Source organism: Thermogemmatispora sp. (assembly GCF_042408735.1).
Taxonomy (GTDB): Bacteria; Chloroflexota; Ktedonobacteria; order Ktedonobacterales; family Ktedonobacteraceae; genus Thermogemmatispora.
The window spans coordinates 18,477-42,255 of sequence record NZ_JBHOQV010000146.1 but is presented as its reverse complement, the minus strand read 5'-3'; the positions used below and the strand labels follow the sequence as shown (position 1 = coordinate 42,255).

16 protein-coding genes are annotated in these 23,779 nt (G+C 61.9%); 8 read left to right on the top strand and 8 right to left on the bottom strand.

All coding sequences use genetic code 11. The annotated features are described in order from the left end of the window. Nucleotides 1-40: 40 nt before the first annotated feature. The 7 genes from ilvA to ACFMO7_RS15995 all read right to left on the bottom strand — a co-directional run bounded on the left by ilvA (nt 41) and on the right by ACFMO7_RS15995 (nt 8,072). Nucleotides 41-1,366, bottom strand: a complete 1,326-nt coding sequence (gene ilvA / locus ACFMO7_RS16025) for a threonine ammonia-lyase (protein ID WP_376796498.1) — start codon at nt 1,364-1,366, stop codon at nt 41-43. Nucleotides 1,367-1,858: 492 nt separating this feature from the next. Then, nucleotides 1,859-3,694, bottom strand: a complete 1,836-nt coding sequence (locus tag ACFMO7_RS16020; protein WP_376796497.1) for a R3H domain-containing nucleic acid-binding protein — start codon at nt 3,692-3,694, stop codon at nt 1,859-1,861. Nucleotides 3,695-3,705: 11 nt separating this feature from the next. Then, complete coding sequence (locus ACFMO7_RS16015) at nt 3,706-4,863, bottom strand: hypothetical protein (protein WP_376796496.1); 1,158 nt, start codon at nt 4,861-4,863, stop codon at nt 3,706-3,708. Nucleotides 4,864-5,086: 223 nt separating this feature from the next. After that, nucleotides 5,087-5,698: a pyridoxal 5'-phosphate synthase glutaminase subunit PdxT gene (gene pdxT, locus ACFMO7_RS16010; RefSeq protein WP_376796540.1), complete on the bottom strand. Its 612-nt coding sequence runs from the start codon at nt 5,696-5,698 to the stop codon at nt 5,087-5,089. Between the two features lie 297 nt (nt 5,699-5,995). Continuing rightward, nucleotides 5,996-6,886, bottom strand: a complete 891-nt coding sequence (gene pdxS / locus ACFMO7_RS16005) for a pyridoxal 5'-phosphate synthase lyase subunit PdxS (protein WP_376796495.1) — start codon at nt 6,884-6,886, stop codon at nt 5,996-5,998. Nucleotides 6,887-7,323: 437 nt separating this feature from the next. Further along, entirely contained in the window at nt 7,324-7,749 is a 426-nt protein-coding gene (locus ACFMO7_RS16000; protein ID WP_376796494.1) for a type II toxin-antitoxin system PemK/MazF family toxin, read from the bottom strand. After that, entirely contained in the window at nt 7,746-8,072 is a 327-nt protein-coding gene (locus ACFMO7_RS15995; RefSeq protein WP_112430539.1) for a hypothetical protein, read from the bottom strand. Before ACFMO7_RS15995 ends, ACFMO7_RS16000 begins: the two co-directional genes overlap by 4 nt. A gap of 591 nt (nt 8,073-8,663) precedes the next feature. Here ACFMO7_RS15995 and ACFMO7_RS15990 point away from each other — a divergent pair. The 8 genes from ACFMO7_RS15990 to ACFMO7_RS15955 all read left to right on the top strand — a co-directional run bounded on the left by ACFMO7_RS15990 (nt 8,664) and on the right by ACFMO7_RS15955 (nt 19,359). Next, nucleotides 8,664-9,422 carry a response regulator transcription factor gene (locus ACFMO7_RS15990; protein WP_376796493.1) on the top strand — a complete coding sequence of 253 codons (759 nt, stop codon included), beginning with the start codon at nt 8,664-8,666 and terminating at the stop codon, nt 9,420-9,422. Nucleotides 9,423-9,427: 5 nt separating this feature from the next. Beyond that, complete coding sequence (locus ACFMO7_RS15985) at nt 9,428-10,783, top strand: sensor histidine kinase (RefSeq protein WP_376796492.1); 1,356 nt, start codon at nt 9,428-9,430, stop codon at nt 10,781-10,783. Nucleotides 10,784-11,219: 436 nt separating this feature from the next. Continuing rightward, nucleotides 11,220-12,746 carry a zinc-binding dehydrogenase gene (locus ACFMO7_RS15980; RefSeq protein WP_376796491.1) on the top strand — a complete coding sequence of 509 codons (1,527 nt, stop codon included), beginning with the start codon at nt 11,220-11,222 and terminating at the stop codon, nt 12,744-12,746. A 65-nt stretch (nt 12,747-12,811) separates the two neighbouring features. Then, nucleotides 12,812-14,293, top strand: a complete 1,482-nt coding sequence (locus ACFMO7_RS15975; protein ID WP_376796490.1) for a glycoside hydrolase family 3 N-terminal domain-containing protein — start codon at nt 12,812-12,814, stop codon at nt 14,291-14,293. Nucleotides 14,294-14,442: 149 nt separating this feature from the next. Beyond that, on the top strand, nt 14,443-15,813 hold the full coding sequence (locus ACFMO7_RS15970; RefSeq protein ID WP_376796489.1) for a glycoside hydrolase family 3 N-terminal domain-containing protein: 1,371 nt from the start codon (nt 14,443-14,445) through the stop codon (nt 15,811-15,813). Between the two features lie 351 nt (nt 15,814-16,164). Continuing rightward, the gene (locus tag ACFMO7_RS15965) at nt 16,165-16,749 is read left to right on the top strand and encodes a GNAT family N-acetyltransferase (protein ID WP_376796488.1); all 585 of its coding nucleotides are present in this window, start codon (nt 16,165-16,167) and stop codon (nt 16,747-16,749) included. A gap of 25 nt (nt 16,750-16,774) precedes the next feature. Then, the gene (locus ACFMO7_RS15960) at nt 16,775-18,004 is read left to right on the top strand and encodes a lipid II:glycine glycyltransferase FemX (RefSeq protein WP_376796487.1); all 1,230 of its coding nucleotides are present in this window, start codon (nt 16,775-16,777) and stop codon (nt 18,002-18,004) included. A 260-nt stretch (nt 18,005-18,264) separates the two neighbouring features. Further along, nucleotides 18,265-19,359, top strand: a complete 1,095-nt coding sequence (locus tag ACFMO7_RS15955) for a lipid II:glycine glycyltransferase FemX (RefSeq protein WP_376796486.1) — start codon at nt 18,265-18,267, stop codon at nt 19,357-19,359. Between the two features lie 289 nt (nt 19,360-19,648). Here the strand turns inward: ACFMO7_RS15955 and ACFMO7_RS15950 are convergent, their stop codons facing one another. Continuing rightward, a complete protein-coding gene (locus ACFMO7_RS15950) occupies nt 19,649-23,587 on the bottom strand; it encodes a tetratricopeptide repeat protein (RefSeq protein WP_376796485.1) in 3,939 nt (1,312 codons plus the stop codon). Nucleotides 23,588-23,779 lie beyond the last annotated feature (192 nt).

The window sequence follows — 23,779 nt, the reverse complement described above, 5'->3', positions numbered from 1 at the left end:
AGAAGTCGGCAGGCCAGGCCACTCTGGCCAGATTCCTATCCTAATCCAGCGACTGGGCCTCCTCCACCACGTAGCCAGCAGCCCGTAGACGCTCAAGCAGCTGCTCGCACTGGGCGCGGTCGCGCGTCTCCAGCGTCAGCGTCTCTTCTCGCTGCATAATTGGCAGGTGACTTGATATGCGCTGGTGACGCACATCAATCACGTTGATGCGCATATCGGCAATGATGCTGAGGAAGCGCATCAGTTCGCCCGGGCGATCGTTGAGGCGCGTATGGATCACAAAATAGCGACCGGCGGCGGCCAGGCCATGCTCGATGAAGCGGCCAACGAGGTTGATATCGATATTGCCGCCGGTGAGCGGGACCAGGACCTTTTTACCGGGCAGCTTCACTGTACCGCTTAGCAAGGCGGCCACGCCGGCGGCGCCCGCCCCCTCGACCAGCATCTTGCAGCGCTCCATCAGGAAGAGGACGGCGCTGATAATGGCCTCATCGTCGACCAGGACCACGTCATCGACCAGGCGCTGGATCACCGAGAAGGTCAGCTCGCCCGGGCGCTTCACGGCGATACCGTCGGCCACCGTCGTGATGGCCGGCAGCTCCAGAGGCTTGCCCGCATCGAGCGAGCTGCGGCAGCTCGGGGCGCCGGCGGCCTGCACGCCGATAATAGTGATATTGGGGCGCAGAGCACGGGCCGCGATAGCGATTCCGGCGATCAGGCCACCGCCGCCGATGGGGACCAGAATGGCGTCGGCATCGGGAAGATCGCTGAGCATCTCCAGGCCAAGGGTTCCCTGGCCGGCGATGATATCGGGATCGTCAAAGGCATGGATAAAGGTCGCCCCAGTCTGCTCCTGTAACTGCAGGCAGCGCTCATAGGCATCATCGTAGGTAAAGCCATGCAGGACGACCTCAGCCCCATAGCCCTGAGTCGCCATCACTTTGGCCAGGGGCGCCGTCTCCGGCATCACGATCGTACAGCGGATCTTATGCTGGGCCGCAGCGATAGCCACACCCTGGGCATGGTTGCCAGCCGAGGCGGCGATCACCCCGTGCTGATAATCCCGCTCGCTCAGACGCGAAAGCTTGAAGCTCGCGCCGCGCACCTTAAAGGAGCCAGAGCGCTGCATATTTTCGGCCTTTAAATAGACTTCCGCGCCGGTCATCTCTCGGAGCGTGCGCGAGGGGGTTAACGGAGTATGATGCAGCAGCGGCTTCAGGAGTTTATAAGCCTCCCAGATATCGGCGATCGTCACGGGGAGAGCGCTAGAGGACGACAGGAGAGCAGCAGGAGTGGTCGCAGGTGTTCCTCCCCTATCTGTGGGCTCGCCGGTACCGGTGGCATGATCATCGTTCACAACACGCATAGGTGGCATAGTTCCTTTCACAGAGTGATGAACCTGACCACAGCACTGTGGCTGGCGCCTTTCCTTCTCCCTTGCTTCCATCCTTCCCTGCCTTCGCCTCTGCCCTCAGCGCGGCGCTGCGCTGGAGCGCGAGCGACTGTGACCTCCCTTCCTCATCTCCCTGTATGGTCCATCCCCAGCCTCGCCAGACTGACCGGTCTGCCTGCTTCCTGTCACCTGTTGACGGGACGGGTTAGACTCGCATGCCACGTATTCCCCTCCCCCGAATTGGGGCTATTATAGCGCAGCCTTCCCCTGCAGTGCAAGAGGAGAAGGAGAGGAAGAAGCCCACCCAGCCGGGTGGGGGCGGCGCGGCAGAGGGGAGAAGCGGCCAGCCCCGCGGCACGGCGCCCAACCGCGTCCGGCGGGCGGTCCCCGGTGCGCAGGTCCAAGACCGGCGGGCGGCCCATGCCGCGCCGTCGCGTCGTATTCGATCCTGCCTGGTTGCCCCTATCAACTACGGAAGATCTTGACGCGCCGATTCGGCTCTTTCCCCCGACTGCGCGAGAATAAGTTATAGCGGCTGGCGAGCTGATGCTGCAGCCGGCGCACATAGGCGTTGGCGGGAGCCAGTTCGGCGGCAGTCAGCCCGTTGTTCAGGAGGCGATGAATGGCGTCTTCCGCCTCAAGGAGGGCGCGCCGCGTCTCTTCATCTGGGACCGGGCCGACCAACGAATCGCTGTTTCCCTCCTCCTCCTCTTCAGGAAGAGCGAAGATGCGCGCCAGCGCATGCTGCATCTGGGCCACCGTATTGTTTTTCAGAATGATAATCGTCTTTTGATCATCGGCGGCCTGCTGAAGGCGCTCAGGCTGACGGCGATAGTAATTCTTGAGCGTGATAATAGCATTGGCCTCATTCTCATTCTTGGTGATGATCACCGGGACCCCGAGCTGGCGGGCGGCCTGTTCCAGGCGATCGCGATTGACCCCGAAGGGGTAGATGCGGATCGGCCTGGGGGGGGAAGGAGCGGCGGCCTCCTGAGCCTCCAGCTCGTTCGCCGGCTCCTCGTCGGAAGCCAGAGCGGGAGCGGTATTGCTCAAGGTCACCAGGCCGGAGGGCGCGCGGCGCAGGTGGGTAGCCAGGCCAGTGGGAGCGAGAGCCTGCAAGGATGACTGGCCATTGCGGCGCAAGGAATCAGCCGTAGCGGCGTCGCGCCAGGTGACCTGGCCGATTTGGCGCAGATTGCTCCAACCGCCCGCCGAGCGTTCGAAAGGGAGAGAGCCGCCCTGGCGTCCCGCCAGTGAGCCAGAGCCGCCCCAGGCGGGCAGCTCCATGCCGCCGATCGTCACACGGCGCACCGAGACCCGTCCGCTTTCCTCGTCGCGTGTCCGCACCTCGGCAATCACCGGCTGGCCGCGCAAGAGGTTATCGACCGTCTCAGCCACGTCGCGATGGACGATCAGCTCCTGCCAGCTCTGCTGTTCCACTACCACATCGAAGGTAGGCGGAGCCTTGCGCTCCAGGATACTCTTCTGGGTATGGCGCCGGCGGGCCTCCTCATCGCCGAGCGTCACCGTCTGGATACCGCCCACCAGGTCGGAGAGCGTGGGGTTGACCAGCAAATTGCTCAACGAGTTGCCGTGCGCCGTGGCAATCAATTGGACGCCACGCTCAGCGATCGTCCGCGCCGCCTGCGCTTCCAGCTCCGTGCCGATCTCATCGATCACGATCACCTGGGGCATATGGTTTTCCACAGCCTCGATCATGACCGCATGCTGCATCGAGGTATGAGCCACCTGCATGCGTCGCGCGCGTCCAATACCGGGGTGAGGGATATCCCCGTCGCCGGCGATCTCGTTCGAGGTATCGACCACCACCACTCGTTTATTAGCCTCATCGGCCAGCACGCGCGCGATCTCGCGCAGCAGCGTCGTCTTGCCTACGCCCGGGCGACCAAGAATCAGAATCGACTGGCCCTGCTCGACGATATCGCGGATCAGCGCAATGCTGCCCAGCACGGCACGGCCAATGCGGCAGGTCAGGCCGACCACGCGTCCCTTGCGATTGCGCAGGGCGCTGATGCGGTGCAGCGTGCGCTCAATGCCGGCGCGGTTATCGTCGCCGAACTCGCCGATGCGCTCGACTACGTATTCGAGATCAGCATAGGTGATGGGCTGGTCGCTCAGGATCACCTCTCCATCCGGGAAGCGGGCCTCGGGCAGGCGCCCCAGGTCCATTACGATCTCTAGCAGCTCACCGCGGTTGTCCAGGCGGTCGACCGCTTCGTGGATGCTGGGGGGAAGAGCCTCCAGCAGAGCCTCCAGATCGTCAGTGATCGCATTGTGCATAGACAGTTTAATCACCTCATAGTCTGGCGTGAGCTGGCCGTACCCAGACCTTTCACGCCATAAATTACTCGTTGTTCTAATGCAGGAACGACGCGCTGTCTCACAGCCAGATAGGCCATGTGGCGCACAAGCAAGACCCTGGTGGTTTTCGGCAGAAAGCCGCTGGCGCGCAGGGCATTGATGACTGCCCCCTCGTATTCGCGCACCTGGCAGTAGATCGGGCGCCTGTCGCTCTCGAGCAAGCGGTGACAGGCGAAGCGCACGAGCGGCTCGGCCAGATCGGCATACTCTGGGTGAACCATGAGCGAGAGCTGATGCGGCCTTGTGCCACGCCCTCGCCGGAGCTGCAGCCAGGCCCCCAGGCGTACCCCCATGTCGCAGACATACGTTTCACACCGCCGTCCAGGCGGGAGGAGTCCCGAACGCTGGGAGCCGACGAGCAGGCGGGCGTACTCGTCGCTATTTTCCAGCAATTCGGCCATTTGAACCCGCTGAGGTGTGACGGCGCGATAGAGCTGGTGCAGGCCCCAGACATGATGGCGGCTCCAGCGCTGCAAGGCAGTCAGCTCCTGCAGACGGGCGGCAGGGGCAGGGCTGAGTATCAGCCCGGGGGAAGGCTGCCTGGTCCTGGTCGAGGGTGCGCCCTCGACCTCTTGCAGCGAGTCGGCCTTGTTCTCCCGCTTCTTCTCTTCTTCCTCCTCCTCCTCCAGCCCGTAGACATAGGTAAACTCGCGCGTGTAGCGCTGGAAGCCGCTGCGAGCGAACAGCTCCATTTCGGGTAGCGTCTCCTCGACTCTGGCGAAGACGCGCAGCACGCCGTGGGCGGCGGCCATCTCCAGAACATAGTCGAGCAGGGCGGAAAGGACGTCCTCGCCGGAGAAGGCACTTTGGAGCATTGAGGCCAGATATGTCAGCTCCCACATCGTTCCCGATGGGCGCTCGCGTACCTGAGCGAATCCGAGGATGCGCCAGCGATCTTCACACAGCCAGGTACGCGCTACCGGATCGAGAGGAAAGATATTGCGCAGGAGAGGAGGCCACGAAGTACGGTGCTCTACTGGTTCCAGCCAGCACACGAAATTCGCCAGTGCGCGCTGTCGCATACGAGCGCGCCGATCTAATGCGTAGATGATTCCCGGTAGGTCAACGTAGGGTACCGGTCGTATCATCAGTGCTCCTGCGCCAAGCAGAGGCAGATCTCTATACTTCGTCCACGCTCAGTGGCGCGTGCCAGGCCCCGCACCCATCTCTCCATGTTCCCTGCTGCTGACCGGTGAGCCGAAAGCGGTTCTGGGCCAGCCGGCCTGTTGGCCTCCAGGCTGGCACCGCGATCCACGTCATCTGACTGGGACCGGGGAGCGGGGCCTACCGCCTGGTCGCGTCGCCACGCCTCTACTTCCGAACGCTCTGTACTAGGCGGAGAAAGTAATGATGGAATCGCGGATCTCTGGAAACCTCCGGGTGAAAAGCGGTACCCAGCCGGTTGCCTTCGCGGACAGCGACGATGGTGCCGTCATCGAGCGTTGCCAGCACTTCCACAGTCGGGCCGACCTCCGTAATGGCTGGCCCCCGAATGAAAAAGGCATGAAACGGTGCTTCACCCAGCACGGGTATCGACAGATCAGTTTCAAAACTTTCCCGCTGACTACCGAACGCATTGCGACGGACAGCGATGTTCATCGCGGCCAGCAACGGCTGGCCCTCCAGAGCGTTGTCCGTCTTTTTGGCCAAGAGAATCAAGCCGGCACAGGTTCCCCAAACGGGGAGGCCTTGCTCGATCAAGGTCTTTAGCGGCCTATCGAGGCCATACTCGACCATGAGCTTGCCAATAGTGGTGCTCTCCCCACCGGGTATTATTATACCATCTAAATCGGTCAGATGCTCAGGGAGTTTTACGGCGCGTGTTGCCACGCCCAGCCTGGAAAGGGCCTTGAGATGCGCCTCGAAGTCTCCCTGGAGGGCTAGCACCCCGATCAGCGGTCGCTCCTGTCCATTGTGGATCATAGGTCTGCTCTCGCGGCGCCGGGTCACCACAAACCCCGGAGCACCGCCCCCTCCTTCCTTCGTCATACTAGAGACTGCCTCTGCTGAGAGAACGCCTATGACGGCGGCTTTTCATCCCGTCCGTCTTCCCCCGCCCCAGGCTCCCAAAAAAGCGCGTCGCCGGCTCTCGGCCTTGCTCTTGGATCGACGGAGGCGAGCCGGCGACGTAGACGGGATGAGGTTCGTGGCCTGGTGGCTCCGCCCGCCTCCTACTTCCCCCCCGGCAAGCCGAGCCAGGCGCGGGCAGCTTTTCAAGAGCTACCAGCCGCGGCGCGCCATCAGCTCCTGTTCGGGCAGAGTGTCGAGATTGATGCCCACCATTGGCTCGCCCAGGTCGCGCGAGACCTCGGCCAGGATCTGAGGGTTGTCGAAATGGGTGGTCGCGCGCACGATGGCGCGGGCGCGCTTGAGCGGGTCGCCCGACTTGAAGATACCGGAACCGACAAAGATACCTTCTGCCCCCAGACGCATCATGAGCGCGGCATCGGCCGGGGTAGCAATGCCGCCCGCCGAGAAGTTGACCACCGGCAGTTTGCCGGTGCGTGCTACTTGACAGACCAGCTCATAGGGGGCGCCCAGGCGCTTGGCCTCGGTCATCAGCTCCTCTTCGGGGAGCATCTGCAGGCGACGGATGCCATCCTGGATGGCCCGCATGTGGCGCACCGCCTCTACCACGTTGCCGGTGCCAGCCTCGCCCTTGGTGCGGATCATGGCCGCCCCCTCGCCGATGCGGCGCAGGGCCTCGCCCAGGTCGCGCGCCCCGCAGACGAAAGGCACCGAGAACAAGTGCTTATTGACATGGAACTGCTCGTCGGCGGGCGTGAGCACTTCCGATTCATCGATGCAGTCAACGCCAATGGCCTGCAGGATCTCCGCTTCCACGAAGTGGCCGATGCGGCACTTGGCCATGACGGGAATCGTGACGGCCTCTTTAATGCGAATGATCAGTTCGGGATCGGTCATACGCGCAACGCCGCCTTGAGCGCGAATGTCGGCGGGAACCCGCTCCAGGGCCATCACCGCGACCGCGCCGGCCTCTTCGGCGATCCTGGCCTGCTCGGGATTGACCACATCGCAGATCACGCCACCTTTGAGCATCTCAGGGAAGCTACGCTTGACATCAACCGTTCCGACCGTTCTCTGCTGCATAGCTGATCATCTCCTGCGGTCTTGCCTCAACATCTGGCCTTCATTGTAGCACATTGGCTGTCAGCTCACACCAGCCAATCCAGCGAGGGGAGATCAGCCAGAGAGAAAGCAAGTAAAGGAAAGGAGAAAGAACGAGAGACAGAAATACGGAGGTGGAGGGAAGGGCGAAGGGAAGGGACACCCCCCTACAGTGGCCCTGACGGTCCGACCAGCCACCGGCCCGCCGCTCGAAAAGGCGGCCAATCGATCGCCGGCGGTCTGCGGCCAGATTTGCTCCAGGCCAGGCCATCAGACGACGGCCCTCTCTCCAAGCAAGCAGCCAGGCATAACAACACAGAACAAGGACACCCAAACGGACCGAGCAACCTCCAGCATGGATGCTGCCAGGCGGTACCCCGAGGAGGAGAGCGCGACGGCTTGCCGCTCCTGTCCTGAGATCAGGAGAGCAGATCGAGGCTGATTTTAAGGGCCATGTCGACGCGCGCGAGTTCCTCCTTTGTAATGCTCCCGCGCTTGCGGATCAGACGCGACTTCTCGATCGTCATGATCTGTTCGCACTTTACATCGGTGAAGTCGGTCAACCCGTTTTCGGGCGTTGGCGCGATGCGTACGTGCAGGGGCAGTTCACGCTCCGTACGGCTCATCGAGGCAACAATCGTCAACGGATAAGTGGAGGAGGCATTGCCTCGATCATTTTGGATGATTAAGGCAGGGCGGACACCCTGCTGCTCCGCGCCGCGCCCGGGAGACCAGTTGACATCCCAGATCTCGCCGCGCCTGGGACTGGGCATTTCGCGTATTCGATTGGCAGTATCCTCACTATGGCTGGGGCTGGGCGATGTTTGCCTGGCCTCATTACTCATGCAACGATACCTTCACGCCCGGCCTCAAAATAAAATCGGGCATCTTCGAGAGTTTCAGGGAGAGATCCTAGATAAGCATACGCTTCATCGAGGGAGTGAGTCAAGGAGGAGAGAGCCTGTTCGCGTTTCTGGAGGATCGCCTGACGCAGTTGCTGGTAGTTATCCCGGCGCATTAGTTCCATGATTGTCTCCACAACATCCCCGAGGGAGGAGTCCAGTTCCATCGCCAGCGCCTTCAGCTCCTGGTGCTGGGTCAACGGAATTTGAATCGATTTGCGGACGAGGTGCTCATGACGATAGAAGTCGGGATGCACAACTGCCATGAATCTGCCTCCTGCTGATTACGTGAGCCGTCTCTATCAATACCATTGTAATGAGTCCCCTTTGACTTGTCAATCAATGTCTAGCGCTCTTAAGAGTTTTTTAAGATCGCTACCAATCACCAGGATAAGACAATTAGAAACACATTGCTAAAATACAGGACACTTTCGTGTCCTTGCTGAAACTCTTCTATCACCTTTCTCGTGGGAGGGAATAGATGGCAAGATTACGGTGGCGGCCAAAGCTGTTGAGCTTGACCGGGCGCGAGCGCGCCGTGCCTGCTCATACCGCACCTGCCCTGAGAACCTGCCAGCTCGCTTTTCTGCTCGCCAGAGCCGGAGGCGCGCCCGAGGCTCTCCGACTCCAGCTGGAGAGCGCACCCACCTGGCTGCTGCCCGCCAGATCCCGGATACTGGCCCCGACCAGGCAACGTTGACGAGCATGAGCTTGAGAGAAGGGGAGCCGGCCAGAGCAGAGCGGGCAGCTTCCCATCGCCTTGACCCTGCTGAGCGGCCCTCGCTGGCGCACGCCTTGCACTGCTGCTGCGTGGTAACTATAATGAAAATTGAATCCTACAGAGAAGGATGCCAGCCATGCCGCAAGCAGTTCACGAACGCACCGATCAGGAGAAACGGCCCCTCAAGGCGCTGGTGATCGACGATGAGCAGTCGATTATCGAGTTCATCAAGCTGGGTCTTCACTACGAGGGCTTCGAGGTGGTCTCGGCCCCCGACGGCGCGCAGGGAGTGACGGCGGCACAGCGTTGCGACCCCGATATTGTGATTCTGGACCTGATGCTGCCGGATATGGATGGCCTGGAGGTCTGCCGTCGCTTACGCGAGAATCCGGTGACGAGCGATGTGCCGATCTTAATGCTGACAGCCAGGGATGATGTGCGCGATCGGGTGCTCGGTCTCGACAGCGGCGCCGATGACTACCTGACGAAGCCTTTCAGCTTCGAAGAGCTGGTGGCACGCATACGCGCTATCCTGCGTCGCCTGCGACGCAGCGGCCAGGGCGAGCGGCCCGGCTCTTCCGATTCTGCGCATATTCTGCAGTTCGAGGACCTCTGGATGAATACGGCCACGCGCGAGGTCCGCCGTGGCAATCGCTCGATCGAGCTGACGGCCACAGAATACAATCTGTTGCATTTGTTTATGACCCATCCGCGCCAGGTACTGGATCGTCAGACGATCCTCAATCGTGTTTGGGGGTATGATTTCCTTGGGGAGACCAATATCATTGAGGTGTATGTGCGCTATCTGCGTGAGAAAATTGAGGATATCCCGAGCGCTCCCCGCCTGATCCAGACGGTGCGCGGGGTCGGCTATATTCTGAAAGGCCAGGGATAGCTGCTATGCCAACCGAGCGAGGAACGCTGAGGACACGCGCGGAGGGAGTTCCCAATGGGTCCACTGGTAACGAGCATGAGCAGATGAGACAATCATCAGCGGAAGGAAAGATGACTTCTGGGGCACAGGCCGGCGCTCAGGTCGATGAGCGGGTCGAGACCTCGGCCCTGGCCAGCCTGCAGCGGCGTTATCTGACTACCGGTCCGCTGTTGGCCACTTCTGTGCGCCTGCCGTTAGATCGCCTGAGCCTGCGTCTGGCGCTTTTGCAGTTGGCTATCCTGGCCCTGAGCCTGGCGCTGATGGCTCTGCTAATGCTCCTGTTGCTCCATCTGAGGTCACTGAATGCGCCGCTGGCTTTTGTGGGCGCTTATCTGCTGCTGGTGCTGTTCGCTGGCGGCCTGAGCGTGCTGGCGACAACGCTGCTGCTGCGTCCTCTCCAGGAGCTGACCCAGGTCGCCCAGGTCCTGGCCAGAGGCGATTTCAGCCAGCGAGCACGACTTCCTTCTGCGGCAGCCCCTCCAGCTCCCGATGAGCTGACTCGTCTGGGTCAGAGCCTGAACGCCCTCGCTGGTCAGGTGGAGCTGGCCACCGCTCGCCAGCGCGAGAGTGAGGCTCGCGTTCAGCGCCTCCTCAGCAGCGCTTCTCACGAGCTGCGCACTCCGCTGACGTCGATTCGCGGCCTCTCTGAGGTTCTGCTGCGTGGACCAGTCGAGAATCCCGAGCTGCTGCAGCGCGTTCTGCGTTTGATCAAGAGCGAATCGGAGCGGATGAGCCGCCTGATTAACGATATGCTGACGCTGGTGCGCCTCGAGGAAGGGCGCCCTCTGCAGCTACGCGAGGTGGACCTGGTGGAGCTGGCCGTCGAGAGCGTCGAGCAGGCCCGCCTCTCCTCGGGCGAGCAAGGCCCGCGTATCCAGCTGGAGCTGGCTACCCAGGAGCGGCTGGTCGTTCGCGGCGATACGGATCGCTTGAAGCAGGCGCTGGCGGCACTGCTGGATAACGCCGTGAAGTATGGACGCCCCTTTCCCGAGGGTCAGGTGCTTGTCCGCCTGGATCGCCGGGCCGATCTTGGCGAGGTCCAGGTGATCGATAATGGGCCAGGAATCGCTCCCGAGGATCTACCTTATATTTTTGAGCGTTTTTATCGCGGTCGCCATATTCCGCCCAGCCGGGCGGATGGCAGCGCCATCCCTGGCGCCGGTTTGGGCCTGGCCATCGCGCGGGCGATCGCGCACGCTCATCAGGGAGAGGTCAGCGTGCGCAGCGAGCAAGACAAGGGCTCTGTCTTCACTCTGACTTTGCCCTGCCTGCCCGGCTCGCCAACGCGGCCCCTGCCTTCGCCGAATGGGGCAGAGCACTAGCGGCGGTCACGCCTTTGGCTCTGTAGGGCCAGCGCATCCCTATTTATTTAGCCATTCCTGCACGGCCTCACCGGTCTCCCCAGGCTTGCTATGCTTCCATGCGGATTTCCCAGGCTGCCCCTCACCATCTCCCTCCCTCCCTACGCCTTGCAGGCGGTAGCAGCCGACGGGCGGGACCAGACCCGCCTTCGCCCGCCTGGCTGTCGATTATTGATCAAACTGACGATCGTAAGAGCATTGACCACGAGCATTGACCGCGCCTCGTGCACATGGTACACTGCCTTCGATCGCTGCTGAGCTGCTCATGGCAGGGAAGGGCCACAGGCGACATCGGCCAGCAATTACAGCCAGGCAGCCAGCGAAGAGAGGGACGCTTCGGTCCTCGCGTAGCTGAGTGACCGTGTGAGCCAAGCCTGCGCGGTGGAGGGCTACCGCTATGTGGACGTCAACCCTGGACCTTGATCCCAAACGGGCCGTTGTGACTTCGCTGCTGGGACGTTTCTGGCGAGGAGCCTATTTTTCGTCGTTTGCTCCGCTGCAGGTACAGAACCTGCCTCGGCGTCCTTTGCCGGCTCCCGACTGGGTGCGGGTGCGTAACCGGCTGGCGGGGATCTGTGGCAGCGATCTGCCCCTGATTACCGCCGATGTTGATCCGCGGGTGACGGCAGCGCTGGCCGGTCAACAGCTCTATCCAGGCCACGAGGTGGTGGGTGAGGTGATCGAGGTGGGCGACGCGGTCCAGACGCTGCAAGTGGGCGATACAGTAGTGCTGCAGTATGCGCCCCACTGTCTGACGGCGGGCTTGCAACCTCCCTGTCGGGCCTGTGCCGCGGGAGACTATAACCTCTGCCAGCGCGCCTACCAGCCTGGACCCACCCAGATCGGTTCAGGTTGGAGCGAGGAGATGCTGGTCCACGAGCAGCAGCTCTTTCGCCTTCCTGAGTCCCCCGAGAAGCCAGGCGAGCCGCTGCTGAGCGACGAGCAAGCTGTGATGCTGGAGCCAACGGCGGTGGCACTGCATGCGGTGCTGCGCTGCCTGCCGCAGCCAGACGAGCGGGTCCTCATCATTGGAGCGGGAACGATCGGCCTGCTGACGCTCCAGGTCGTGCGGGCCTTGGTACCCCAGGCGGTAGTGGGAGTGATGGCCCGCCACGCCTTTCAGGTGGAGCGCGCTACCCGTCTGGGAGCGGCCCACATTATCTATCCGCAGGATCGCTATCGCGAGGTGGCGCGCGTCACAGGCGCGGAGGTGGTCAGCGGGCCTCTCGGCCAGCCAATCCTGCTGGGTGGCTACGATGTGATCTACGATACCGTGGGGGGGAGCCAAACCCTCCAGGATGCGCTGCGCTGGACACGCGCTGGCGGCACCGTCGTGCTGGTTGGTCGCAGCCTCCATCGCCTGCGTTTGGACTTGACTCCAGTGTGGTCACGCGAGGTGAATCTGCTCGGCTCGCTGACGCATGGACAGGAGTATTGGCCACCGGAGCAGCCGAGCCGCACTTCGACCTTCGCAGTCGCCTGCGAGCTGATCTCTCAGGGATTGCTGGCCCCCGAGCAGTTGATTACCCATCGCTTCGCTCTGACCGACTACCGCCATGCCCTGAGCACGGCTATGCGCCGGGCCCAGACACGCGCGATTAAGGTAATCTTTGACTACGCGCTGCAGCCGGCTCTGACGGTGCCTAACGTGCGCGCCTCTCGCATGCGCCGCCGGCAGGCCGCTCCTGCTCCCCTACACTTGCCCCATACCGCTCCCGGCAGCTCAACAAGCGGCTCACTGGCGCCCTCGCCGATCGAAGCCGAGACCGGGGCCTTTGAGCCTTCTTTCCCACCTTCCGCCTCACGCCACCCCCTCCCCTTCTCTCCTGATGTAACAAATCGTTCTTCCCGGGCGTTAGAACTAGAGAGAGAGGGACAGGAGCCAGCCCCAGGCCCCTCTTCAGAACGCTCTGATGATGCCTGATTTTAAACATTTATTGATAACTCTTTTATAATAGATACACAGCGTGGTTGTTATCAGGAGTTTTTATGTCTCTGTTCACAAGAAAGTCAGTAAAAAGCTCTATCTTTTCAGCAGGCGGCCCAGCCTCCCAAGAGGGAGCCGAGGGCGCGCTTGCCGCTGGCCCGGCCAGCCGGACGCCAGCGGACTGGACAGGGGCGCCTGCCAGCTCGGCACCGCCGAGGAATGGAGACCGACGTCCACCACGCCTGCCGGAGCGGCGAGGTCGCCATCGGCTGCGACTCCTCCTCGCCATTGTGATGATTGCGCTGGCCATCCTCACCGCCGGCGGAGCGCTTTTTGCCTATTTTAACGCCGCCTATCTCTTTCCCGGACCTGTCCCTTCCTCTGGGTCTGGTCTTCTGGGAGACAGCTCCTCCGGCCCGTTCATTACTCCTCCTTATACCCCAACCCAGATCAATGCTCTGCGCCACCTGAGCGACCACATGTCCTATAAGCAGCTCGCAAGCCTCTACGTCGCACGGATGTCGCTCGACGAGAAGCTGGGCCAGCTGATCATGGTGGAGTACGCCGACGATTACTATTCGCCCGATCTGAACAATATGATCACGAATCTACATGCTGGCGGCGTGATCCTCTACGAGTTTCAAATGCAGAGCTTCTCACAGACCAAGCACGATATTGCCCTCATGCAGCAAAACGCCAAAATTCCTCTGCTGATCTCTACCGACGAAGAGGGTGGTCCCTACGTTCACCGCCTCTCTCACATCTACGGCTCGCGTCCCTCGGCCTGGGATATTTACCAATCGGGCAGCGTAGCCTATGCCGCCCAGCAGGGCCACAAGATGGCCCACGACCTGCTGGCGCTCGGCATCAACGTTGACCTGGCCCCCGATGTCGATGTGATGCTGGTGCCAGGCTACGACACCGTTACGCGGACCTTCGGTACGACAGCCCAGGACGTGATCAAGTACGCCGGTCCGTTTATGGCCGCTATGCAGCAGGACGGCCTGATTGCCTGCATCAAGCATTACCCGGGTGGTCTGGGCAATACAACGGAGGACGCCCATAAGACGCTGCCTTCGGATAATCGCAGCGTCAGCCAGATCTACTCGACCGAGCTGGCCCCCTACAAATACTTTGCCAAGGCCCCCGACCCATCTATGCGCCCGGGCATGATTATGTCTACCGATGTCCTGATGCCCGCCATTGACCCACAGTGGCCGGGCGAGCTGTCGTACCGCTTCATGACCCAGATTCTACGCCAGGAGTTCGGCTACGATGGCGTGGTGATCACTGATGCCCTCTATATGCAGGGCATCGCCCAGAAATGGGATATGCCCCAGGCCGCGGTGCTGGCGCTCAACGCTGGCAACGACATGCTTCTCGGTCCCACAGGAAGCGCTCAAACGCTGGCAATGATTAATGGCCTCAAGGCGGCCCTCCAGGATGGGCGGCTCTCGATCCTGCGCGTCAATGAGGCGGTAACCCGCATCCTGGCCCTGAAGATGCAGTACCATCTGATGCCCGCTGTGCCTCCTGCAGCTTGAGGACCGCCACGCCAGGAACAGGCCCGACGCGGCCTCTCTGATGCTTCCTTCGTTCTTCAAGAGATGTTCTAAAAACACTAAATCTGTCATTCGTTAGGCTTTGTACAATAAAAGTACAACGCTAGTCTCCGGGTGGGAGTCTTCTAGCGATGTTAACAGAGAGCGAGCCTTCGACGATTAGCCCTCGTCCACAAGAAGAGCGGGACCAGGAAACGGAAACGGGAGCCGCCGGGCGGTCTCGGCGGCAGGAGCGTCGCTCTCAGCGCCCGCGCTCGGTCCGGCGTTTTCTCCTGCTGAGCCTGGGGTCGCTGCTCCTGCTGGCCACGGCTTTGCTGGGCAAGGGCGACCTCGCGCTGGGGCCACGGCAGGCCAGCCAGCTTCAAGAAACGCTCCTTGCCGGCCCATTCATTACCAATCCCCTGACACCTGCCCAGGTTGAGGCCCTACGCCACCGCGAGGCCGCCATGAACGAGCAGGCGCTGGCGCATCTCTACCTGTCGCACATGACGCTCGACCAGAAGCTCGGCCAGCTCTTCATGGTGCAGTACTATGGAACCACCTACTCAGCGGATCTGGAGACGATGATTCACGACCTCTACGCGGGTGGCGTTATTATGTACGCGGCCCAGATGCGGACCTTCCAGCAGACGCGCGCCGATATTCAGCACATGCAGGCCAGGGCCTGGATGCCGCTCTTCATTTCGGCCGACGAGGAGGGAGGCTTTGTCGAACGGATCAACAATATCTACGGCCACCGGCCAGGGGCCCTTGAAATTTACCAGACGGGTAAAGTCAGCAACGCCGCCGCCCTTGGTCGGGGGATTGCCCACGATTTGAAGGCCCTGGGACTGAATACCGACCTGGCTCCCGATGTCGATGTGCCGGTGGTCAATGGCCCAGACCAGTATCTGCGCACCTGGGGCTATACGCCCCAGTCCGTGATCGACTACGGGGGGGCCTACCTGCGCGCCGTCCAGGGCGCCGGGGTAATTGCCTGTCTCAAGCATTTCCCCGGCCTGGGAGCCGCCCAGACCGACGCCCACACCGATCTACCGGTGATTAAGCGCAGCCGCGAGCAGATTTACAGCACCGAGCTGGTCCCCTTCAAGTACTTCGTCCAGTCGTCTCAGCCGCTGGACCACCCCGGCATGATTATGACGACCGACCTCTTAATGCCGGCACTTGATCCTGTCTGGCCGGCAGAGCTATCGCCGACGATCGTGACAGGCATCCTGCGCCACGAGCTGGGCTACAATGGAGTGGTCATCACCGACGCCCTCTACATGGAAGGCATTGCCAAGAAATGGAGCCTGCCGGAGGCAGTGGTGCTGGCCCTGGCGGCGGGCAACGATATGATCCTGGGTGTACGCAGCTCCTACGATCTACGCAGCGCCGTCGCAGCCATCAAGCAGGCCCTGGCCAGCGGGCAGCTCTCGCAGAGCGCCATCGACGCCTCGGTCACGCGCATCGTCGCGCTGAAGCTCCATTACCATCTCTGGCCTCTCCCCCGCTTTGTCTAGCCAACAACGATCAGGAAGAAGCGACCTGAATACTCCGAGGGGGCCAGCGGCAGATGGGATGGCTCTCCCCTCCTCTCTACCCACTCAGCCGGGTAGAGAGCCAGGCCAGCTAGAGCGCCGTCCGTCCCGCCGCCGCTCCCCTCTGGTCCTAGGGACAGAGGCGCGCGTTGTCGGCCTTTGGGGACTATGCTATACTGGACTGGCACTAGCCGATTGCTCTCAGTAGAGTCAGCTCGAAGAAGAACAGGTCTGACACGTTTCTCCTGCCCGCCACGCCGTATCTCCCCGGAGCGCTAGCGCGATCAGCAGCGAGCGTGGCGCGCACCAGTCTATCCCAGGAGTGAGAAGACGATGGCAGAAGAGATCACCCATCTTCAGAACCCGTTTATTGTTGGCGAGCGCGTTTATCTGCGCCCGCTGGAACCCACCCAGGACAACCATCTCTATGCAACCTGGCTCAACGACGAGGAGATTCGCCGCTATTTCTCGATTTACCCTACCAGCGACGCTCGCGCTAAGGAACGCCTGGAGCAGCTTTACAGGGATGGCAAACATATCATCTTCGGTGTGGCGCTTAAGAGCAACAACCGGCTGATAGGTCTGGTAGGCTTGAAAGACATCAACTATCTTAATCAGACGGCAGAATTCTATATTATCATTGGCGACCGAGCGGTCTGGGGCCAGGGCTACGGGACCGAGGCCACCAGGCTGATGATCCGCTACGGTTTCATGGAGCTGAACCTGAACCGCATTCAGACGCAGGACATGGAGGAGAACATCGGCGGCTGGCGCGCCGATGAGAAGGCCGGCTTTAAATACGAGGGGACCCTGCGTCAGGCGATTCTGCGCTTCGGCAAGTACCATGATGTTCGAGTCTACAGCCTGCTCAGAAGCGAATACCTTGAACATCTCCAGCAGGAGACCAGGGGAAGCTGAAGTCTGTCAGAGGATAGGCATTGCGATGACAGTTGTTGTAAAGGAAATCAGCGACCGCGAGCAGTGGAACGCCTTTCTGACCTCTCAACCAGGTGGGCATCTGCTCCAGTCCTACGAGTGGGGCGAGCTAAACAAGTACCTTGGCGGGCGCATTTACCGATTAGGGGCCTTGGAAGCGGGACGGCTGATTGGGGCTATGATGGTAGCGGTCGCTCCCGTACCTCTGCCCGTTCGTCTGCCTGGTCTACAACTCAACTGGCTCTATAGCTGCCGTGGTCCCACGGTCGAGGCGCCGGACTCGCCCGCTCTCCCCGCCCTGATCACTGAGGCCCACGCCATCGCCCGCCGCGAAGGCAGTGTGGTGCTGCGCCTCGAACCGAACATTGCCGATGACGATCCGCGCCTGGAAGAATGGCAGAGTGCCTATCGGGCCCTCGGCTTTCGGGTCTACCCCTACGCTGTCCACCCTAGACGTAGCTGGGTGCTGGATATCCGGCCCCCCCTGGAGACCCTTTTTGCCAACTTCAAGATGACCTGGCGGCAGAACGTGCGCGTAGCCGGGCGCAAGGGTGTTACTGTGCGCGAAGCCAGCAGCGATGCCGATTTCGACGCCTACTATGCCTTACTAAAGATTACGAGCGAGCGCGACGCCTTCTTTATCCACAGCCAGGACTACCATCGCGAGATCCTGCGCCAGTTCGCCGCCCGTGGCGATGCCGTCCTCTTCCTGGCCGAGCACGAAGGTGAGGCCCTGGCCGCCAAAATGCTGATCCGTTTCGGAAGCTGGTGCTGGGACATGTTTGGGGCCACCGCCAACCACAAGCGCAACCTGAAAGCTGCCTATCTGCTCCAGTATCGCTGCATCCAGTGGGCCAAAGAGCAGGGCTGCACCCACTTCGATTTTCGAGCCATTCCGGAGGTACTGGAGCCAGGAGAAGAGATGTGGGGCGTCTACGAGTACAAGCAGGGCTTCGGCGGCTACTCGCGCCTCAATATGCCAACGCAGGACTACGTCTATCGTCCCCTGATCTACCGCCTCTGGAGCAAACTGGTAGAGATTCGGCGTGAGCGCAGGCGAGCTGAGCGCAGGCGCGTCGAGCTGGAGCGAGCAGCCCGAGGCAAGCAGGGAGGCCGAAGCCAATCATCTGAGGCCAGCCAGCCAGCCCAGGCCGCGGCGCCTGCCCGGAGCGGCGGCCCGAAGGAGAAAGGCCAGCCTTCAGCAGAGCCAGCCTCGTCCTCGGGGACCAGCCAGTAAGGGCCGGCCTCCCGTACCCTGCCAGCCAGGCGCCCTTCCGGGGCCAGTCCCGCGGCTGGCAGAGGGGACCAACGCGCCTGGCCCCAGCCCTGGTCAGGCAAGGTAACCCCAGCGCCTTCAAGGGTCCCAGCCCAGCCAGGCGCCAGTGTAGCCGTTAGATGAGATTCCTACTCTCCCTGAGCGATGGTCTCATAAGTCACTGTAACAATAGCAATAAAGATGTAGAAGTTTCATTTTTTGTACCTCTTTGAGGGAAATTTATGGAAGCGCGTTTTATTACCGACAGGCAGCAGTGGAACGACTTTGTAGCTGCCTCGGTGTGCTGCAATATTACCCAATCTTATGAATGGGGGCAGCTCGCCCCCCATCTGAACGCCGAAGCCCTCTACACAGGCGTCGTCGATGAGCGCGGACAGCTCCGCGCGGCCATGCTGGTTCTGGTTTCGCGGCTCCCTGTGCTGGGCACCTACTTTTACGCCCCGAGGGGACCAGTCATAGACGATCCCAATTCGCCGGCGCTCGGCCAGCTCCTGGACTTCGTGCGTCGCGAGGCCCGGAGGCGCGGGGCCTTCATGCTCAAAGTAGAGCCAAGCGTCCCCGATGGCGACGAGGGCTGGCTAGCTGCTCTGCGGCGCCACGGCTTCCGCCCTACCCCCTATGCCATGCACATCCGTCACGAGTGGGTGCTGGATATCCGCCCCGACGAGCAAACCCTGCTGGCCAACATGAAAGAGAAGTGGCGCTACAACATTCGCCTGGCCACGCGCAAAGGGGTCAGCGTACGCCGGGGCGAGGGACCTGCCGATCTCGATACTTTCTATCGGCTCTACCGCATCACCAGCGAGCGCGATCAGTTCTTCATTCACGAGAAGGGCCACTACGAGGACATCATGCGCCTCTACAGCGAGGGCGATCGCGCCGCACTCTTTCTAGCCGAATACGAAGGGCAAGCCATCGCTGGCCTGATCGCCCTGCGCTTTGGCCGCTGGAGCTGGTACATGTACGGGGCCTCCTCCAACGAACACCGCAACCGCATGCCTAACCATCTGCTGCAGTGGACGGCCATCCGCTGGGCCAAAGAGCACGACTGCTGGTACTACAACTTCCGAGGCATTCCCGACGTCCTGGAGGAAGGTCAAGAGCTATGGGGGGTCTACATCTTCAAGCAGGGCTTCGGCGGCTACCCCTTGCGCTTTCTAGAGACTCACGACCTGGCCTACAAACCGCTCGTCTATCAAGCCTACCGCCGTCTGCTGGACCTGAAGCGCCGGCGCGATCAGCAGCAGCGGAGCCGTCGGGAGCAGCAGAGCGTCAGCCAGCCAGCCGCCGCAGAGCGCCCAGCCGTCACCCACTAGACACCAGCAGATTCATCTGCCTGTCTATCTGGCTGGTCTCTCCCGGCTCGAAGAGAGGGAGGATCGTGGGGTCGGGGGCATTCAGGCCAGAAAGCGCAGAAAAGCAACAGGGGGATCACCCAGTACCGCCACCCTTGGGGGCGGGTTGGATGATCCCCCTTCTTGAATCATTCTGGATATCAGCATCTGGCAGGCGGCCCCTTGTCAGAGGCCAGCACTCAGGATCTTCCCCCGTCCGATCCGGCTGAACGAACGAGCGAGAGGGGGGCAGGCCCTGCCCGCTCAACTGTTACTGGCCGGAGCGCAGGGCCTGCAGAGCGGCCAGGCGCTCGCGCGCAATTGCGCTATCGGGCTTGATGCGAGCCAGATTCTTATACACGCGGCTCGCTTGCTCGTACTCTCCCACCGACTGATAGGTCTGGCCGAGCATATCGTAGGCTTCATAATTATGGCGATCGATCGCGATCAACTGCTGCAAAGCGGCCACAGCCTCTTTGACCTGGTGGGTCTCGAAGTAGTAGCGAGCCACCACGGTCTGATACTCGGTGGCCTCGCGCGTACGACCGATGCGCCAGCAGAAAGCCACCACCTCGCGCAGCAGCCCCATATCGTTAGGAGCGAGGTCCACAGCGCGGCGATAGCAAGTCAGAGCCTCCTCATTATTGCCCATCTCGGCATAGATATCGGCAATGCGGCGCATGGCCTCCGAGGCTTCGGAGCGCTGACTGCGGCGCTCATAGATATCGGCCAGGAGGCGCAGCTCGGCGATGCCCTCTTCAAGCTGGCCGCGATTAATATAGATCTCAGCCAGCTCGGCATGGGCGCGGGGGTCCTGGGGGGCCAGGCGCACCATCTCATTGAGCACATTGAGAGCATTATCGCCCTGACGCTTGCTGAGGTAGTAGCGAGCCAGCTCGGCGTACTCCTGGAGGGCGCTATCGATATCGCCCTGGCGCGCGGAGATCTCAGCCAGAGCAGAGGCCACCTCGTCCTGATAGGTGGTCACCTGCTTAATGCGGCGGAGGACCGCCTGCATCTGCTCCTCTTTGCCGGCGCGGCGGTAAGCCTTGGCCAGCAGGAGGGAGATCTCGACCTCGGGGGCCTGGTGCTCCTCATCGTCCTCGCGCGGGCGGGCGGCCCAGATCGTGGGGTCCATAGCAGCCGGCGAGCGGCGGACCAACTGCAGGGCCTGCTCTAGCTGCTGGATAGCCTCCTCGGGCTTTCCCTGAGAAAGCAGGCAATGGGCCATGCTGACGCGAGCCAGGACCTCCACCGCGCTATCGCGCGTTGCCTCCTGGTAGGAAGCCACAGCGCGATCGAAGTAGCCGGCCTGCTGGTGGATCTGCCCCAAAGCGAAATGGAGATCGGCGTTATTTGGCTGCAGTTCCAGAGCCTGGGTATACTCGCGCGCCACCACCTCATAGTGACGCTGGCCCTGGCCTCGCAACTGCCAGCGGATGCGGGTCAGCAGCTCCAGGGCTGAGGCGCGCCCCGCGGGGGCCGCGCCAGTAATCATCAGGAGGTGCCAGCGCACCAGAGCCACAATATTGCGTGGATCGACCTGGAGCACGCGCTGGTACTCGGCGGCCGCCTGTTGAGAGCGACCAAGTTTTTGCAGAGCCAGCGCGTAATTCAAGCGCGTCGGCACGCTGGTTGGGCTTTCCTGCAGGGCCTGCTCCAGCTCACTGAGGGCGCGATCCATGTAACCCAGGCGAAGATAAGCCTCGGCGGCCTGGGTCCTCTCGCGCAGCAGATCCTCTTTATTGCCATGAGAGGAGAGCAGGTTGATCAGGCGCATGCGATAGGTCAGATTATTCGGCTCCAACTGCAGGATACGCCGATAGGTCGCGATGGCGTCATCGATGCGCCCATTAGCGATATAGGTATCGACCAGGATAGCGTACTTAGTGATCGCCTGTTCGATGCGGCCCTGGCGCACATAGATCTCGCAGAGTACCTGATGAACATCCAGGTACTGGGGAGCGATCTCGATAACCTTCAAGCACTCATCGATGGCGGAGTTCAGCAAGCCGTGCTCGATGTAGCGCTGGATATCCTGCATCGAGCGCACCACCTGCATACGGATGCCTTCGGGTAAGGCAGCCGTGCTTGCGAGCACGGCCCCGGCCACCTGCTGCAGCGATTCGTCGCGCGCCGTATTGCCAGCGATCTTGCTCAGCAGTTCCTCAACGTTATCCTTCGTAGACGAAGGAGGAGTGGGAGCTGCCGGACTGAGCTGCTCCAGCGTCAGCGGAGCGGAAGCGGGAGCTGGCGCCGGAGCCACTGGCGGTGTTGAGAGCTGGCCTTGGGCCGGGAAGGCGTTGGGAGCTGGCGCCGGAGCGGGAGCCGGCTGGGCGGCTGGGGCCGCCGGGGCCGGAGGGGTCGGAGGCTGCAGCTCTACCTGCCGGGTCGGACTGTCGGTCAGCCAGGAAGCCGAAGAGGCTGAGGCTGGGGCCGGCGGATTGGGAAGCGTGGGAGCCTGGGGTGGAGCTGCCGGAGCCGCCGGCTGCGGCGGGGGAGCTGCCGGAGACACAGCAGGGGCGGGCGCAGCGGCAGAAGGCGCTGGCTGGGCCGGATTGGCCGTTGGCTGCGCAGGCGCAGGCTCGCTGAGGATGCCCGTCAACCAGTCGGGCAATTCGCTCGCGGCGGAGGCAGCCGATGAGGCCGGCGCCGCCGGAGCAGGAGCCGGGGCCGGAGCAGCGGGAGGCTGAGGAGCCGCTCCCTGGCCAGGACTGGGGACCGAGAACATCATAGTCGCCGCATCCTGGATGGACGGGGTCGCCGGCTGCTCAGGTGAGAGGCCAGGGGGGACCTGCATCTGTTGCTGCTGCAAAGAAGGTGGCGGCGTACTGGGCTGGGGAGAAGGCGGGGCACTCTGCATCTGCTTCAAGAGCAGCTCCACCTGAGCCACTTTGTCGTTCCAGCCACGACTGCGCAGGAAGCCCAGCAACGCATTGTAGATCGTCAGCGCCTGCTCCTGCTCGCCGAGCAGGCGGTGAGCCTCGGCCGCTTCCTGACAGAGTTGGACAAGCTGGTCTGCCTCCTCAAGCGTCAAAGCATCGAGATTGACACGGTCGACAGCCTCATCGAAATGCACGGTGGCCGTGCGCAGGTCGCCACGTGCGCGATAGCACTGCCCCAGGGCGTAATAGCAAGAAAGCGCGTATTCAGGGTCATTGAGCAGCATCTGGAACTGGCGAATGGCGTCATCCCAACGCTTTTGCTCTTGATAGAGCCAGCCCAGAAAGTAGCGAGCATCGGGACGATCAAAGCCGCTTTCGAGGATCTGCTCACAGAGATCGATGGCATCGTTATAGCGACCCTGGGCCTGGAAGGCCTGCGCCTGACGCAAAATGCCTGTGACCTGGCTTGCCGTGATCCGTCTCTGCGGAGCCGCTCCTCCGCCAGCGGGGCCAGCAGGGGCGAGAGCCTGCCCCGGGTTCCCCATGCCGCCGAAATTGCCCGCGCTACCCATGTTACCCATGATGCCAGTATTACCTCCGCTTATGTTGCCCGGCGCGGCAGGGCCAGCGACCGGGCTACCAGTGAAAGAAGCCTCCTGACCTGCGTATCCGTTCTCACCAGAGGGCGCGCCTGCGGGGGCCTCGCCGACGAGCGAGGCGGCCGGCCCCTGCTGCAGACCAGCACTGATCTGCGCCAGAAGCGAGCGCGCCTCAGCGTTGGAGACATCGACACGCAGGACCTCTTCACATTGAGCGCGCGCCGCCGCCAGGTCATTTCGGAGCAGATAGCCCCTGGCGGCTGCCAGGCGCTCCTGTATCATCAACGACAGATCTTTCTTCTCTGCGTAGTAGTTTGCAAGCCGCTCGTGAGGTTCAGGGCTGGCAGGCGAGAACTGAAGCGCCTTCTGCCAGGCGGCCTCGGCCCGCGCTCCCTGGCCCGCCTGGGCATAGAGATCGGCAAGCTGCAGATAGGCATTGTAAGCCTCGTCGCGCCGGCCCAACCAGCTATATAGCTCGGCGACCTTGCTCAGCACAATGATATCATGAGGCTTGCGCTTCAGGAGATACTCATATTCATCCAGCGCCTGCTGCCACTGCTTGGTCTGCATATAGCAGAAGCCCAGGCCCTCGTGCGCCGCTGTGTCGTCTGGGAACTCTACCAGCGCCCGCTGATACTCGCGGGCTGCCTCCGTCCACTTGCTATCCCAACGGTAGCGGTCGGCGGCATCCATTGCTGTCTTGAAAACCTGTCTGTTCCCAGGCATGTGGGCTTCGCTTTCTTCCTTCTCTCTTCTCTACTCAGAATGGGCACCTGCCAACAAGTTCACCTTCATTTTGTCACTAGGTTACTACAATCCTGCATTGAAGCTCTCTTTTTGGTACTAAAGTACTTAGCCATCCTCTCCCAGCCCCCAGGCTCTTCCCCCCTCCCCCTCCCTCAAGAAAAACAGGACGCT

What these genes read in the sequence shown, in the direction of transcription:
- ilvA (WP_376796498.1), bottom strand. Translation starts at nt 1,366, where the DNA reads ATGCGTGTTGTGAACGATGATCATGCCACCGGTACCGGCGAGCCCACA.
- ACFMO7_RS16020 (WP_376796497.1), bottom strand. Translation starts at nt 3,694, where the DNA reads ATGCACAATGCGATCACTGACGATCTGGAGGCTCTGCTGGAGGCTCTT.
- ACFMO7_RS16015 (WP_376796496.1), bottom strand. Translation starts at nt 4,863, where the DNA reads ATGATACGACCGGTACCCTACGTTGACCTACCGGGAATCATCTACGCA.
- pdxT (WP_376796540.1), bottom strand. Translation starts at nt 5,698, where the DNA reads ATGATCCACAATGGACAGGAGCGACCGCTGATCGGGGTGCTAGCCCTC.
- pdxS (WP_376796495.1), bottom strand. Translation starts at nt 6,886, where the DNA reads ATGCAGCAGAGAACGGTCGGAACGGTTGATGTCAAGCGTAGCTTCCCT.
- ACFMO7_RS16000 (WP_376796494.1), bottom strand. Translation starts at nt 7,749, where the DNA reads ATGAGTAATGAGGCCAGGCAAACATCGCCCAGCCCCAGCCATAGTGAG.
- ACFMO7_RS15995 (WP_112430539.1), bottom strand. Translation starts at nt 8,072, where the DNA reads ATGGCAGTTGTGCATCCCGACTTCTATCGTCATGAGCACCTCGTCCGC.
- ACFMO7_RS15990 (WP_376796493.1), top strand. Translation starts at nt 8,664, where the DNA reads ATGCCGCAAGCAGTTCACGAACGCACCGATCAGGAGAAACGGCCCCTC.
- ACFMO7_RS15985 (WP_376796492.1), top strand. Translation starts at nt 9,428, where the DNA reads ATGCCAACCGAGCGAGGAACGCTGAGGACACGCGCGGAGGGAGTTCCC.
- ACFMO7_RS15980 (WP_376796491.1), top strand. Translation starts at nt 11,220, where the DNA reads ATGTGGACGTCAACCCTGGACCTTGATCCCAAACGGGCCGTTGTGACT.
- ACFMO7_RS15975 (WP_376796490.1), top strand. Translation starts at nt 12,812, where the DNA reads ATGTCTCTGTTCACAAGAAAGTCAGTAAAAAGCTCTATCTTTTCAGCA.
- ACFMO7_RS15970 (WP_376796489.1), top strand. Translation starts at nt 14,443, where the DNA reads ATGTTAACAGAGAGCGAGCCTTCGACGATTAGCCCTCGTCCACAAGAA.
- ACFMO7_RS15965 (WP_376796488.1), top strand. Translation starts at nt 16,165, where the DNA reads ATGGCAGAAGAGATCACCCATCTTCAGAACCCGTTTATTGTTGGCGAG.
- ACFMO7_RS15960 (WP_376796487.1), top strand. Translation starts at nt 16,775, where the DNA reads ATGACAGTTGTTGTAAAGGAAATCAGCGACCGCGAGCAGTGGAACGCC.
- ACFMO7_RS15955 (WP_376796486.1), top strand. Translation starts at nt 18,265, where the DNA reads ATGGAAGCGCGTTTTATTACCGACAGGCAGCAGTGGAACGACTTTGTA.
- ACFMO7_RS15950 (WP_376796485.1), bottom strand. Translation starts at nt 23,587, where the DNA reads ATGCCTGGGAACAGACAGGTTTTCAAGACAGCAATGGATGCCGCCGAC.